We start from the raw sequence: 13953 nt of genomic DNA on the forward strand, positions 1-13953 counted from the left end.
CGATGCATCCCGCCCTCGCCGCGCTCGGCCGCCGTCTCCGGCCTCGCACCCGGCTCGCCGCGCTCGGCCGGAGAGTGCGCCCGCGGACGCGGATCCTCGCTCTGCGGTCCCGTCTGCTCGAGCGGCGCGCCGCCGCCGTCGCGGCTCGGCCGATCGACCACCCGGGCTCGCTCGCGTTCCGCCGTGAGCTGCTGATGCTCGAGCTCGCGAACCGGTTCTCGCGCCGAGCCGTGACCGACCCCGACGGCGAGGTCGTCGTCACGATGACGACGCACGGCGAGCGCATCCACCGCGTGCACGTCGCCCTCGAGTCGATCGCACGCGGTTCCGCCCGCCCGGCCCGTCTGGTCCTCTGGCTCGACGACCCGGCGCTCGTCGCTGCACTGCCCGTGAGTCTGCGGCGCCTCCGCCGCCGGGGTCTCGAGATCCGCCTCGTCGAGGGCCACCGCGTGCACACCAAGTACTACCCGCATCTGCTGTCGGGGCGGGCGGGCGAACGCGACCTGGTCACCTCCGACGACGACATCGTCTACCCGCGGCACTGGCTCCGCGGACTGCTCGACGCCCGGGCGCGGTACCCGCGCGAGACGGTGCTCTGCTACCGGGCGCACCGGGTCGCGGTCGTCGACGGGGTCGTCGCGCCGTACACGAGCTGGCGCCCTGTCGCCGACACCCGCGCGCGATTCGACGTCTTCGGCACTTCGGTCTCGGGCCAGCTCTTCCCGAGCGAGCTGATGGAGGCGGTGGCCGCGCACGGCGACGCGTTCCGCGAGGTCGCCCCCGACGCGGACGACATCTGGCTGCACGTGCGCGCCGTCGACGCGGGCTATCGGGTCGCGCAGATCCAGCCGGAGGCGGAGCTGTTCCCGTTCGTGCCCCGGACGCAGCAGTCAGGGCTCTACCTCGTCAACTACTGGGACGGCGGCAACGACCGCCAGGCCGGCGCGACCTACACCCCGGCCGTCACCGAGCGCATCGCCGCCGACGCTCGAGGAGAGATCTCATGACCGCTCCGATGCGACTCCTCTTCCTCAGCAACCTCTACCCGCCCCAGGTCCTGGGTGGCTACGAGATGACCTGCGCCCGCGTGGCCGAGGCGATGGCCGCGCGCGGTCACGCCGTGCGGGTCCTGACCACGCCGACGTACCTGCCTCCCGAGGCGTCGCCGGTCGAGGTGCACCGGACGCTGGGGCTGCGCACCTACTTCCCGCTGCCGCAGACCGGCGGCGAGCTCCTGCAGCTGATGCACCACGAGAGCGCGGTGTCACGGTTCGAGAACACCCGCATCCTGCTCGAGGAGCTGCGGGACTTCGCGCCGACCCACGTGGTGGCGTTCAACCTGCTGGGCCTCGGCGGGCTCGCCCTGATCGATCTGCTGCGCACGGTCGACGCCGGGTGGATGTGGAACCTGGGCGACCGGATCCCGAACGGCCTCGTCGACGGGCTCCCCGAGCGCGTCCTGCAGGTCTACGGAGCCGATGCGCCCGACCACTTCGACCGCGGTGAGATCGTGGCGGTCAGCCGCTCCCTCGTCGACGCGATCGAGGCGGGCGGGCTCGAGCTGGGAGAGGTCGAGGTGATCGGTCGCGGCGTGACGGTGCCGCCCGACTCCGGTGAGTCCCGCCGGTACCGCGAGGGCGGGATCACGCGGTTCACCTTCGCGGCGTCGCTCGGCGAGCACAAGGGCGTGGGACTGGTGCTGGAGGCGGCCGCGCTCCTCTCGGAGGAGACCCGCGACTTCCGTGTCGACCTCTACGGCGACGGCGACGTCGACGGCTACCGCGCGCGGGCCTCGGAGGCGGGGCTCGACGGCCTCGTCGAGTTCCACGGGGCCACGCCGCGCGAGCAGGTGCTGGCGGCGCACGAGACGGCCGATGCGTTCCTCTTCCCGACCTGGGCGGGGGAGGCGTTCGGAGTCGCTCCGGTCGAGGCGGCCGCCGCGGGCTGCGTGCCGATCGTGACGGCGTCCAGCGGCGTCGCCGAGTTCCTGATCGACGGGGTCGACTGCCTCAAGATCACCCGCTCGACGGCGTCGCTGCTCTCGGCGATGCGCGACGTGGTCTCCGGAGCGGTCGACCTCGAGGGCCTCGGGAGGCGCGGACGGGCCGCCGCGCGTGGTCCGCTCTCGTTCGAGCACTCCGTCGACCTCCTCGAGCGCTCCCTCGAGCGGAGGAGCCGGCCGGGGCTCGGCGAGCGCACGGCCGACACCGGCATCGAGGCCGACATCATGGACAAGGACCACCGGGCGATGGATCTGCTCCACCGCCGGTTGTCCGGACGGGACGACGACGATGACCAGTGATCACGACTACCTCGAGGCACCCGGCTCCGTGCCGACCCGCCTCGGCCGGGGCGGTGCGGCACTGCGCGAGGCGGTGCACCGGCTGATCGCGCCGTACTTCGAGCAGGCGCGGCTGCGCACCGAGGCGGTGCGGGCGGAGACCGCGGCGCTGCGGGGCGAGCTCGCGGCGGTGCGGGAGGAGCTCGCGGCGGTGCGGGAGGAGCTCGACGGCGTCCGCGCGACGACGGGCGAGCTGCGCGACGCGGTCGCCTCGTGGCGCGAGTCGACGGAGGAGGCGCTCGGCGCCACTCCGCCCCTCTTCGCCGCGGCCGACGAGCGTGCCGAGCTGATGGAGGAGCGCCTCCGCGGGGCCGAGCTCGAGCTGCGCGCGGTCACCCGCCGGCTCGCGGAGGCCGTCGACCCCGCCTGACAACGCCTCAGGCGGGCACGGCCGACCGGGCCAGCAGCTCCGAGATGCGGCCGGTGCAGCCCCCGCAGCCGGTGCCGGCGCGGGTCGCGGCACCCACGCACGCGACCGTCTCGGCGCCGTCGGCTATCGAGGCGGTGATGGCGGCGGAGGAGACGCCGTTGCACCAGCAGACGGTGGCGTCGGGGGCGAGCGGATCGCCGGTGGGCGCGGCTCCGGCGTCGGGTGCGTCGAGACGCAGCAGGCTCGAGCGATCGGCCGGCAGCTCGGACCCGCGCTCGAACAGGAGCGTCAGCTCGGCTCCGGCGCGGGGCAGGCCGACCGAGACGAAGCCGCTCAGCACGCCGCCGACGGTGACGAGCTTGGCGTAGCTTCCGCGCGCGGGGTCGGCCCAGACGGTCACCTCGGCGTGCTCGGCACAGCCGGAGGAGTGCGGGACCGCATCCCACGGCTCGGCCGAGGCGTCGCCCCCCGCGACCAGGTCGACGCCCTCGGCCTTCAGCATCACGACGGCCCGGCGCTGCTCGGGCACGCGGTCGTCCGCGGCGCGGCCCTCCGCCTCCGCCCGGAGTCGCGCGGCCAGGCGGTCGGCCTGCTGCCAGCCCGGGCCGATCAGGCCGCTGGGGCCGCCGGGCACACGGCCGTCGGGGAGGGCCGAGCCGCGCGGAGCGACGTGAGCGCAATCTCCGATCGCGAAGACGTCGGGGTCGCTCCAGCTGCGCTGGTGCTCGTCGACGAGGATCCCGGTCGACACCGCGAGGTCGGCGCTCGCCGCGAGCTCGATCCGGGCGCCGACCCCGCACGAGAGCACCAGCAGATCACCCTCGATCTGCTTGCCGTCGGCGCAGACCAGCGCCTGGAAGTGCGCGCGTCCGAGCTCGTCGTGGGCCAGCAGGATGCTCTCGGAGCGGGCGTGCGACACCATGTCGACGCCGGCGGCGCGCGCGGCCGCGGCGAGCATCCGCCCGCCCCCGTGATCGAGGTTGCGCCCCATCGGGATGTCGCCGTGATAGACGACGACCACGTCGGCGCCCTGCTCGGCGGCGGCGAGCGCGAACTCGATGCCGAGCACGCCCGCGCCGAGCACGACGATGCGCGACCCCGAGCGCACGGCGTCGCGGACGACGTGCGCGTCGTCGAGCTCGCGGAGGGCGACGACGCGCTCGGGCAGCGCGCGTTCGCCGCGGTCGAGGACCTCGGGGGAGGCGGAGCGCGCGCGACGATCGCGCCGCGCCCGCTCCATCCCGGCCAGGGTGGGCACGTTGGCGCGGGCGCCGGTCGCGAAGACGAGCCGGTCGTAGGCGAGGCGCTCGTCGTCGTGCAGCCGCACGCTGCGGCGCGCGCGGTCGAGCCCGACGGCGGCCGTGCCGAGTCGGAAGACGACGCCCGCCTCCTCCGCCGCGACCCGGTCGCCGAGGTCGAGGCGCTCGCGGGAGGCGCGGCCGACGGCGTACTCGGCGAGCAGCACCCGGTTGTAGGCGTCGTCGCGCTCGGCACCGACGACGGTCAGTGCGACGGAGCCCGAGCGGACGGCAGGCAGCAGCTCCTCGACGAGACGCGCGCCCACCGGTCCGTAGCCGAGGAGGACGATCCGGAGCGGCTCAGGCATCAGTGGTCTCCTCCGCGCGGACCCAGACGCGCGTGCGCTTGAACTCGGGCATCGAGGAGATCGGATCCACGACCGCCTCGGTCAGCAGGTTGGCGCACTGCTCGCCCGCGTAGTGGAACGGCAGGAACACCGTGTCGTGGCGGATGTCGGCCGTCACCGCGGCCCGCGCCCGCACGACTCCGCGGCCGTTGCCGACGGCGACGCGCGAGCCGTCGGCCACGCCGAGACGCGAGGCGGTCGCGGGGTGGATCTCGAGGCGGGCCTCGGGTCGCGCGGCGTCGAGCTCGGCGACGCGGCGGGTCTGCGTGCCCGACTGGTACTGCTGCAGGTAGCGGCCGGTGATCAGCGTCAGCTCGTCGCCGCGATCGGTCACCGGGGCGGTGCGCGGAGTCACGGCCACCAGCCGCGCCCGGCCGTCCGGGTGCCCGAAGCGCTCGCCGAAGAGCCGCGGAGTGCCGGTGCTTCCCGCCGGATACGGCCAGTAGGCCGCGACTCCGGTGTCGAGCAGCGCGTGCGAGAGGCCGGAGTAGTCGGCCGTACCGCCCTCGGAGGCGCGGGCGAGCTCGTCGAACACCTCGGCGGGGTCCGTCGACCAGACGCCCGGCGCCTCGAGGCGCCGGGCCAGCTCGCTCAGGATCCACAGCTCGCTGCGGACGCCGGCGGGCGGCTCGAGAGCCTTCCGCCGGCGCAGCACGCGCCCCTCGAGCGAGGTCATCGTCCCCTCCTCCTCCGCCCACTGCGGCACCGGCAGCACGATGTCGGCCAGTGCCGCCGTCTCCGAGAGGAAGAAGTCGCACACGACGAGCGTGTCGAGCGATCGGAGCCCCGCGCGCACCGCGTCGACGTCGGGCGCCGAGACCACCACGTTCGAGCCGTGCACGAGCAGGCAGCGCACCGAGCGGCCGAGCTCGGCGAGCAGCGCGACGGCGGGCAGCCCCGCGCCCGGGATCACGGCGGGATCGACGCCCCAGACCTCCGCGACGTGGCGACGCGCCTCCGGATCGCGGATCGAGCGGTAGCCCGGCAGCTGGTCGGCCTTCTGCCCGTGCTCGCGCCCGCCCTGCCCGTTGCCCTGGCCGGTGAGGGTTCCGTAGCCGGATCCCGGTCGGCCCACGAGGCCCAGGATCAGGGCGAGATCGATCGCGGCCGTCGCCGTGTCGGTGCCGTCGACGTGCTGCTCGACGCCGCGGCCGGTGAGCACGTACGAGCGCCCCTCGGCCAGTCGCCGCGCGGTGCGCCGCAGCAGCTCGGCAGGCACTCCGGTGACGGAGGAGGTGCGCTCGGGCCACCACGACGAGACGCTGCGCCGCACCGCGTCGAACCCGGTCGTTCGCTCGGCGAGGTAGGCGGTGTCGGCGAGGCCCTCGGCGAGCACCAGGTGCGTGAGCCCCAGCAGCAGCGCGAGGTCGGTGCCGGGGGCGGGCTGCAGGTGAGTGCCGGCGCCGTCCTCTGCGAGCCGGGCGGTCGCGGAGCGGCGCGGGTCGACGACCACGAGACCGCCGCGAGAGCGCGCGCCGGCGAGGTGCGCCAGGAACGGCGGCATGGTCGCGGCGACGTTCGAGCCGAGCAGGAGGATCGTGTCGGCCTCGTCGAGGTCGGTGACCGGGAACGGCAGGCCGCGGTCGACTCCGAAGGCGCGGTTGCCGGCAGCGGCGGCCGACGACATGCAGAACCGGCCGTTGTAGTCGATCCGCGAGGTGCCGAGCGCGATCCGAGCGAACTTGCCCAGCTGGTAGGCCTTCTCGTTGGTCAGACCGCCGCCACCGAACACCGCGACCGCGTCGGCGCCGTGCCGCTCGCGGGTACCGAGGACCGCCTCCGCGACCGCGTCGAGCGCCGCCGCCCACGACACCTCGACGAACCCGCCGTCGGCTCCGCGCATCAGCGGCGCGCGGAGCCGCTGACCACTGGCGAGCAGCTCGGCGGCGGTCCAGCCCTTGGTGCAGAGCCCGCCCCGGTTGGTCGGGAACTCCCGGCCCGCGATGCTCACCGGAGTCGCGCCGTCGGTCGGCGTCAGCGTCATCGCGCACTGCAGGGCGCAGTACGGGCAGTGGGAATCGGTCGGGGCGGGCGCATTCACCATCGTCAGATCCGGGTCCCCGTCTTCGCGGCCAGGCGGAGGTAGACGCCCGCCGTGATGGCGAGCATCACCGTGTAGGCGCCGACGAACCAGCCCAGGGCCGTCGTGTAGTCGCCGAAGGTCGTCTTCGAGTAGCCGAGCAGCTGAGGGATCACGAAGCCGCCGTAGGCGCCGATCGCCGAGATGAGACCGAGAGCCGCGGCGGAGGTGCGCTGGGCGCCGACGCCGTCGCCGCCCTTCTCGCGGGCACGGAGGGCGAACACCGTGGGGATCATCCGGTAGGTCGCGCCGTTGCCGATGCCGGCCGCGGCGAAGAGCACGAGGAAGCCGAGCAGGAACAGCCAGAAGCTCGCCATCGGCAGCGTCGCGATCACGCCGAGGATGCCGGCGCCCATGGCGATGAACGCCGCGATGGTCACGGGGGCACCACCGAAGCGATCGGCGAGCCGGCCGCCGTAGGGCCGGGCGAGCGATCCGACGAGCGCACCGAGGAACGCCAGGGTCAGGGTCGCCGAGCCGACCGCGAAGCTCGAGTACTCGGGGAAGATGTCGGCGATGAGTTTCGGGAACACGCCCGCGAAGCCGATGAACGAGCCGAACGTGCCGATGTAGAGCACGGCGAGCAGCCACAGGTGCGGTTCGCGCAGTGCGGCGAGGGAGGCGGCGACGTCGGCCTTCGCGGCCGAGAGGTTGTCCATCCGCTTATATGCGCCGATCATCGCGACGACGATCAGCGGCACCCAGATCCAGCCCGCGAGCGGCAGGTTGAGCGTCGCGGCGGCACCGAGGGTGATCGCGATCGGCACGATCAGCTGTGCGACGGAGGCGCCCAGGTTGCCGCCGGCGGCGTTGAGCCCCAGCGCGTAGCCCTTCTGGGCATGAGGGTAGAAGAAGGTGATGTTCGCCATCGAACTGGCGAAGTTGCCGCCGCCGAAGCCCGCGAGCGCCGCGACGGCGAGCATCACGCCGAACGGCGTCCCGGGGTCGCCGACCGCGAGCGCGAGGCCGATGCTCGGGATGAGCAGGAGGCCCGCCGACACGATCGTCCAGTTGCGCCCGCCGAAGCGGGGAACCATGAACGTGTAGGGGATCCGGAGCGTCGCGCCGACCAGGCTCGGCATCGAGATCAGCCAGAAGATCTCGCCGGTGGTGAAGTCGAAGCCGGCCGCGGGCAGCTGGACGACCACGACCGACCAGAGCTGCCAGACGACGAAGCCGAGGAACTCGGCGAAGATCGACCAGCGCAGGTTGCGGCCGGCGACCGAGCGCCCCTCCGCCTCCCACTGCGCCGGGTCCTCGGGGTTCCAGCCGTCGATCCAGCGTCCGGGCCGGCGGGTGAGGCCGGAGTCGGTGGTCGGTGCGGGTGCGGTGGTGGGGGGTGCAGCGGTCATCGTGTTCCTCCGGAGAGTGGGCGGCGCGCGCGAGGGCGCGCTCGAGAAGGGGAGGTGGTGCGGTGGTGGTGCGGGAGGAGGCTCAGGCGTTGCGGCCGAACAGCTCCGAGACGATGTCGACCAGCTCGCGTGCCGGCGGGTCGACGGCGGTGAGCAGGGGTGCCGAGGTCAGGTCGGCGCCGGCCGCGGCCGCGAGGCCGGCGAAGTATCCGGGCGCGAGCAGGTAGGTGGCGACGACGACCCGGGACCCCGGGTGCGCGGCGCGCTCGGCGGCGACCGCCTCCGGGACCCGCGGGTCGGCGGCGGAGATGAACGAGACGCTGACGTCGCGGCCGAGCTCGGCGGCGAGGAGGCGGCCCGTGGTCCAGCAGTCGGCGACGGCGCCGGCGTCGCTCGAGCCGGCGGCGGCGAGCACGACGCGGTCGCCGTCGGCGAGGCCGGCCTCGTGCAGGCGCCGGGCGAGGACGCGGGCGAGCCGCGGGTCGGGGCCGAGGGCACCCGAGACGCGGACGGGCCGCTCGGCCTCCGACGCCGCCTCGGCGAGGTCGACGTGCACGTGATAGCCGGCCGAGAGCAGGAGCGGCACGACGACCGCTGCGCGCCCGGGCTCGAGAGTGCCCAGGGTCGCGGGGACGTCCGGCTGCTGCACGTCGACGAACGAGTCGAGGACGTCGACGGCGGGATTCGCCCGGCGCACGGCCTCGACGAGAGCGGCCACGGCGACGCGTCCGTCGTCGTCCGAGGTGCCGTGCGAGGCGGCGACGAGCGCGGTGCGCTGGGCCACCTCGATCACTCCGTCGACCTCGCGGACGCTCCAGGTCGCGAGGTGCAGCTGCTCCTTCGTGTAGCAGCGGCCCGTCTCGAGGTCGAAGACGTCCTTGTGCAGCGGCGACGCGATCGTCGGCCGCTGCACGCCGTCGACGCTGCGGGATCCGACGATGCCGCGGGAGAGCACAGCGGCTCCGGTCGCGGGGTCGAGGTTCGAGACGGCGAAGACGCGGCCGTCGGGGAGGAGGAACAGCGCGAGCTGCACGCCGCCGACGAGGGCGGCCTCGCCCCAGAGCGGCTCGAGCTCGAGCCGGTTGCAGACCGGAGCCCAGGTGGTGACCGGAGCGAGGACGAGTGCGGTCATCGTCGCGCCTCCTCTCGGGGGTCGGGTGCCCGCATCCGATCGGAGGCGGTGAGGCCACGGTAGAGACGCCACGTTTCGCGGGAGCACGCCGTCGGTGTCACCTGCGTAACGAACCTCTCACGGTGGCCGATGCCGACCGTGAGGCGCCGGTCACACGGCGTTACGTCGGGGCAACGGCCTCGAAACGGCCCGTGCCTACGGTGGGGTGCATGACTCCAGGAGCGATCCCCGCAGCACCCCGGCGCGTGCTCGTCGTCGGTGCAGGCCCCGCCGCGCACCGCCTCGTCGACGCGCTCGTCGCGCGGGCCGCCGAGCCGCTCGACATCACGGTCTTCGGCGAGGAGGCGCACCGCCCCTACGACCGCGTCGCGCTCTCGAAGCGCCTCGAGGGCGCCGTCGACCTCACTCTGGGCGACGGGGCGCTGTGGGAGTCGGCCCGCCTGGTCGCCTCCTCCCGCGTCGTCGCGATCGACCCCGAGGCCATCCGCATCGAGCTCGCCGACGGGCGGGTGTTCGACGGCGACGAGATCGTGCTCGCCACCGGCTCCTCCGCCACCGTGCCGCCGATCGAGGGCGCCGAGCACGGCCGCGTCTACCGCACTCTCGAGGACGTCGACTCGCTCGTCGCCGACCTGGCCGCGTTCCGCCTCCGCAGGGGCCGCCCGGCCAACGTGGTCGTGGTCGGCGGCGGACTCCTGGGGCTCGAGGCCGCGGGAGGCGCGCACCGGCTCGGCGCGCGCACGGCGCTCATCCACTCCGGCCGCTGGCTGATGAGCGCGCAGCTCGACGAGGGAGCGGGCCAGGCCCTCGGCCGCATCATCACCGCGCAGGGCGTCACGCTGCACCTCGGCACCCGCCCCACCGCCGTGCTCACCTCGCCGATCGGCACGGTGCTCGGAGTCGCCATGACCGACGGCAGCAGCATCAGCGCCGACCTCGTCGTCTTCTCGATCGGCATCACCGCCCGCGACGAGCTGGCCCGCGCGGTCGGCATCGAGGTCGCGCCCCGCGGAGGCGTCGTGGTCGACGAGGCCTGCCGCACCAGCCGCCCGCACGTCTGGGCGATCGGCGAGGTCGCGGCGATCGACGGCCGCACCGTCGGACTCGTCGCGCCCGCCAACGCGATGGCCGAGGTCGTGGCCGACCGCCTCCTCGGCGGCGATGCGACCTTCCCCGGCGTCGACGACGCGACGAAGCTCAAGCTCTCGGGCGTCGAGGTCGCGAGCTTCGGCGATGCCCTCGGGGCCGGCGGGGGCGCGCTCGAGGTCGTCTACGCCGATCCGGCGCGCGGGCTCTACCAGAAGATCGTGGTGTCGGACGATGCGCGCACCCTGCTCGGAGGCATGTTCGTCGGCGACGCAGGTCCGTACTCCTCCCTGCGCCCGCTGCTCGGTCGCGAGCTGCCCGCCGAGCCGAGCGCGTATCTCGCGGCGGCCGGGGCCGAGGCGCCGTCCGGCGACCTGCCCGACGACGCCCAGCTCTGCTCCTGCAACAACGTGTCGGTCGGCGATGTCCGCCATGCGATCGGCGAGGGCTGCACCGAGCTCGGCCCGCTCAAGGCCTGCACCCGCGCCGGCACCCAGTGCGGCTCGTGCGTGCCGCTGGTCAAGAAGCTGCTCGACACCGAGTTGACCCGCGCCGGGGTGGAGGTGTCGCGCGCTCTCTGCGAGCACGTGGCGCTCAGCCGCAGCGAGCTCTTCGAGTCGGTCCGCATCCTCGGCCTCCACTCGGCCGAGCAGGTGATGGAGCGCTTCGGCTCCGGGCTCGGCTGCGACGTCTGCAAGCCCGTGATCGCCTCCGTGCTCGCGACCCAGACCAACGCCTACATCCTCGACGCCGGTCAGGCGCCGCTGCAGGACACCAACGACCGCGCCCTCGCGAACATGCAGAAGGACGGCACCTACTCGGTCGTCCCGCGCATCCCGGGAGGTGAGATCACGCCCGCGAAGCTCAAGGTGATCGCCGAGGTCGCCGAGCAGTACGGGCTCTACACCAAGATCACGGGCGGCCAGCGGATCGACATGTTCGGCGCCCGCCTCGAGCAGCTCCCCGAGATCTGGCGGCTGCTCGTGGACGCCGGCTTCGAGTCGGGGCAGGCCTACGGCAAGTCGCTGCGCACGGTGAAGTCGTGCGTCGGCTCGACCTGGTGCCGGTACGGCGTGCAGGACGCGGTCGGCATGGCGGTGTTCCTCGAGGAGCGCTACCGGGGCCTGCGCTCGCCGCACAAGTTCAAGCTCGGAGTCAGCGGCTGCGCCCGCGAGTGCGCGGAGGCGCGCGGCAAGGACATCGGCGTGATCGCCTCCGACGCCGGCTGGAACCTCTACGTCGGCGGCAACGGCGGCTATCAGCCCGCGCACGCGCAGCTGCTCGCACAGGATCTCGACGATGAGACGCTCGTGCGCTACATCGACCGCTACGTGATGTACTACGTCCGCACGGCCGAGCGCCTGCAGCGCACCGCGCGCTGGCAGGAGGAGCTCCCCGGCGGGCTCGAGCACGTGCGCGACGTCGTCTGCGCCGACTCCCTCGGGATCGCCGCCGAACTGGAGGCCGCCATGGCGACGCACGTGGACACCTACGTCGACGAGTGGGCGGCGACCCTCGCCGATCCCGACCGGCTCCGGCGGTTCCGCTCGTTCGTGAACGCGCCCGACACCGCGGATCCGCGGGTGGCGACCGTGCGCGAGCGCGGCCAGTCGCGGCCGGCGGGGCGCGACGAGCGTCCCGACGGTCCGGTGCTCGTGGCGGGCACGACGATCCCGATCGGGCCGGGCGGGCTGAGCATCGTCACGCCCGCCGTGTCCGTGACGGAGGCGTGATGCAGCTCTCACTCGATCTCACCGGCCGCCGCGTCCTCGTGGTGGGCACCGCCCCCGGAGCGCGCCGCGTGCTGGCCCGCTACCGCGCAGCGGGCGCCGTCGTCTCCCGGGCCCAGGAGTGGCTGGACCTCGCCTGGCGCCCGGACCTGGTGGTGTGGGTCGAGGGCTCCGCCTCCCTCCGCGCTCTCGTCGGTCGTCACGGGATCTGGATCGTCGACGAGGCACCCGCCGCGCACCGGTCCGTCGGCCACGTCAGCATCGTCGGCGGCGGGCCGGGCGACCCCGAGCTGATGACGCTCGCCGCGCACCGCGCCCTCCGCGAGGCCGACGTCGTGCTCTTCGACCGCCTCGGCCCGCACGACGGACTCGCCGAGTGGGCCCCCGGCGCCGAGCTCATCGACGTGGGCAAGACCCCCGGCCACCACGCGGTCCCGCAGCACGAGATCGAGCGGCTGATGGTCGCGCGCGCCCTCGACGGCCTCGACGTCGTGCGGCTGAAGGGCGGCGACCCCTTCGTCTTCGGCCGCGGGTCGGAGGAGGTCCGCGCGTGCCGGGCCGCCGGCGTCCCGTTCACGATCGTCCCGGGAGTCACCAGCGCGATCTCGGTGCCGGCCGCCGCGGGCATCCCCGTCACCCACCGCGAGGTGAGCCGTGCCTTCACCGTGGTCTCGGGCCACGCCCCCTTCAGTGAGGAGGAGCTCGGCCACCTGGCCGGCCTCGGCGGCACGCTGGTCGTCCTGATGGGCGTGAACACCCTCCCGCACCTCGTCGCGGGGCTGCAGCGCGCCGGGATGACGGCCGACATGCCGCTCGCGATCGTCGAGCGCGGCTGGTCGCGCGACCAGCGCACCACGATCACGTCGGTCGGAGGCGTCCTCGGGCTGCTCCCCGACCTCGCCCCGCGCTCGCCCGCGGTCATCGTCATCGGCGAGGTCGTACGGCAGGCCGCGTGCGATGATGCTGGGGATCCCGAGAGCATCGCCCGCGCGGTCGATGCCCTGACCACGTGAGAGCCGGAGGCGGGCCGACGATGACCGACCTCGACCCCTCCCCGGGCTTCCGCCCCGACCAGCTCGACGGCTTCCGCATCGGAGTCACGTCCGACCGCCGCTCCGAGGACCTGATCGCGGCCTTCGAGCGCCGCGGTGCCGACGTCACCCACGCCCCGACGATCCGGATGCGCGCCGTCGACACCGAGGGAGTCCTCGAGGACGAGACCCGCGCGATCATCGCCGGCCGGCCCGACGTGCTGCTCGCCACCACCTCCTACGGACTCCGCCGCTGGCTCGAGGCGGCCGATGCCGCGGGCCTGGAGCTCACCGACGCCCTGTCGTCGGCGCGCATCCTCGTCCGCGGACCCAAGGCGCGCGGAGCGATCCGCGCCGCCGGTCTGGACGACCACGGCATGAGCGAGCGCGAGACCACCACCTCCCTCGTCGACCTGGCCCTGCGCGAGGGCGTCGAGGGCCGCACGATCGCCGTCCAGCTGCACGGTTTCACCGACCCTGCGCAGCTCGAGCGGCTGACCCGTGCGGGCGCGACCGTGCTGACCGTCGCCCCCTACCGCTGGACCGCGCACGAGGACTCCGCGCGCGTCCTCCGCCTGATCGACGCGGTCTGCGGAGGCGGGATCGATGCCGTCACCTTCACCAGCGCTCCCGCCGTCGACGCCCTCTTCACCGTCGCGGAGGCGGCCGGCCGGCTCGACGCCCTCCAGGCCGCCTTCCGCGAGACCGTCGTCGCCGCCGCCGCCGTCGGCCCGGTCACGGCCGCCCCCCTCGTCGAGGCGCAGATCCTGCCGATCGTGCCCGACCGCTTCCGGATGGGCGCCCTCATCCGCCTCCTCTGCGAGCACCTCGAGCAGTCCGCCCCCCGCATCGACACCGTCCACGGTCCGCTCGAGCTCCGCGGCCGTCACGCGATCCTCGCCGGCACCCGCGTCGCCCTGACCCCGGTCGCCCTCGCGCTGTTCCGCACCCTCGTCGCCGCCGAGGGCGCGACCGTCGCCCGACACGTGCTCGCCGCCTCCGCCCCAGAAGCCCTCGACGACCACGCCGTCGACGTCGCCATCAGCCGCCTGCGTCAGGCCCTGCCGGAACCGCGCGTCGTCGCCACCGTCATCAAGCGCGGCTACCGCCTCGCGACTCCGTAGCCGCTGCCCGCGCTCAGCTCAGTGGGAGCGGTGCGAGCGCTCGGCCCCGTTGGCGTCCGTTC

At 74.2% G+C, this 13953-nt stretch carries 10 protein-coding genes; 6 read left to right on the plus strand and 4 right to left on the minus strand.

Going from position 1 to position 13953, the window contains the following annotated elements; all coding sequences use genetic code 11:
- The first annotated feature begins 2 nt into the window (after window positions 1–2).
- From ASG06_RS10305 to ASG06_RS10315, 3 genes are read left to right on the plus strand one after another with little or no spacing between them, the layout of a single operon-like run.
- Complete coding sequence (locus ASG06_RS10305) at window positions 3–1007, plus strand: hypothetical protein (protein ID WP_056041700.1); 1005 nt, start codon at window positions 3–5, stop codon at window positions 1005–1007.
- Window positions 1004–2302: a glycosyltransferase family 4 protein gene (locus tag ASG06_RS10310; protein WP_056041702.1), complete on the plus strand. Its 1299-nt coding sequence runs from the start codon at window positions 1004–1006 to the stop codon at window positions 2300–2302. Before ASG06_RS10305 ends, ASG06_RS10310 begins: the two co-directional genes overlap by 4 nt.
- A complete protein-coding gene (locus ASG06_RS10315) occupies window positions 2292–2711 on the plus strand; it encodes a hypothetical protein (protein ID WP_056041704.1) in 420 nt (139 codons plus the stop codon). The genes ASG06_RS10310 and ASG06_RS10315 overlap by 11 nt, the downstream gene beginning before the upstream one ends.
- 7 nt (window positions 2712–2718) lie before the next feature.
- On the opposite strand, the gene ASG06_RS10320 is transcribed toward ASG06_RS10315, so the two are convergent.
- From ASG06_RS10320 to nirD, 4 genes are all read right to left on the minus strand, one after another.
- Complete coding sequence (locus ASG06_RS10320) at window positions 2719–4317, minus strand: FAD-dependent oxidoreductase (RefSeq protein WP_056041706.1); 1599 nt, start codon at window positions 4315–4317, stop codon at window positions 2719–2721.
- Window positions 4310–6400 carry a molybdopterin oxidoreductase family protein gene (locus ASG06_RS10325; RefSeq protein ID WP_056041708.1) on the minus strand — a complete coding sequence of 697 codons (2091 nt, stop codon included), beginning with the start codon at window positions 6398–6400 and terminating at the stop codon, window positions 4310–4312. The genes ASG06_RS10320 and ASG06_RS10325 overlap by 8 nt, the downstream gene beginning before the upstream one ends.
- A 2-nt stretch (window positions 6401–6402) precedes the next feature.
- On the minus strand, window positions 6403–7788 hold the full coding sequence (locus tag ASG06_RS10330) for an MFS transporter (RefSeq protein WP_056041710.1): 1386 nt from the start codon (window positions 7786–7788) through the stop codon (window positions 6403–6405).
- A gap of 82 nt (window positions 7789–7870) precedes the next feature.
- Window positions 7871–8920: a nitrite reductase small subunit NirD gene (nirD, locus tag ASG06_RS10335; protein ID WP_082499120.1), complete on the minus strand. Its 1050-nt coding sequence runs from the start codon at window positions 8918–8920 to the stop codon at window positions 7871–7873.
- A 209-nt stretch (window positions 8921–9129) separates the two neighbouring features.
- Between nirD and nirB the strand changes: the two genes are divergently transcribed.
- The 3 genes from nirB to ASG06_RS10350 are packed head-to-tail and all read left to right on the plus strand — an operon-like array spanning window position 9130 to window position 13891.
- A complete protein-coding gene (gene nirB, locus ASG06_RS10340; protein ID WP_056041711.1) occupies window positions 9130–11739 on the plus strand; it encodes a nitrite reductase large subunit NirB in 2610 nt (869 codons plus the stop codon).
- Complete coding sequence (gene cobA, locus ASG06_RS10345; RefSeq protein WP_056041713.1) at window positions 11739–12749, plus strand: uroporphyrinogen-III C-methyltransferase; 1011 nt, start codon at window positions 11739–11741, stop codon at window positions 12747–12749. The genes nirB and cobA overlap by 1 nt, the downstream gene beginning before the upstream one ends.
- Before the next feature lie 20 nt (window positions 12750–12769).
- Window positions 12770–13891, plus strand: a complete 1122-nt coding sequence (locus ASG06_RS10350; RefSeq protein WP_056041715.1) for a uroporphyrinogen-III synthase — start codon at window positions 12770–12772, stop codon at window positions 13889–13891.
- Window positions 13892–13953 lie beyond the last annotated feature (62 nt).

The sequence above is a fragment of the Rathayibacter sp. Leaf185 genome, from assembly GCF_001423885.1.
Lineage (GTDB): Bacteria > Actinomycetota > Actinomycetes > Actinomycetales > Microbacteriaceae > Rathayibacter.

Excerpts from the sequence above, each read along its gene's own strand:
- ASG06_RS10310 (WP_056041702.1), top strand. The coding sequence starts at position 1,004 with ATGACCGCTCCGATGCGACTCCTCTTCCTCAGCAACCTCTACCCGCCC.
- ASG06_RS10325 (WP_056041708.1), bottom strand. The coding sequence starts at position 6,400 with ATGGTGAATGCGCCCGCCCCGACCGATTCCCACTGCCCGTACTGCGCC.
- ASG06_RS10330 (WP_056041710.1), bottom strand. The coding sequence starts at position 7,788 with ATGACCGCTGCACCCCCCACCACCGCACCCGCACCGACCACCGACTCC.
- ASG06_RS10315 (WP_056041704.1), top strand. The coding sequence starts at position 2,292 with ATGACCAGTGATCACGACTACCTCGAGGCACCCGGCTCCGTGCCGACC.
- ASG06_RS10305 (WP_056041700.1), top strand. The coding sequence starts at position 3 with ATGCATCCCGCCCTCGCCGCGCTCGGCCGCCGTCTCCGGCCTCGCACC.
- nirD (WP_082499120.1), bottom strand. The coding sequence starts at position 8,920 with ATGACCGCACTCGTCCTCGCTCCGGTCACCACCTGGGCTCCGGTCTGC.
- nirB (WP_056041711.1), top strand. The coding sequence starts at position 9,130 with ATGACTCCAGGAGCGATCCCCGCAGCACCCCGGCGCGTGCTCGTCGTC.
- ASG06_RS10350 (WP_056041715.1), top strand. The coding sequence starts at position 12,770 with ATGACCGACCTCGACCCCTCCCCGGGCTTCCGCCCCGACCAGCTCGAC.
- ASG06_RS10320 (WP_056041706.1), bottom strand. The coding sequence starts at position 4,317 with ATGCCTGAGCCGCTCCGGATCGTCCTCCTCGGCTACGGACCGGTGGGC.
- cobA (WP_056041713.1), top strand. The coding sequence starts at position 11,739 with ATGCAGCTCTCACTCGATCTCACCGGCCGCCGCGTCCTCGTGGTGGGC.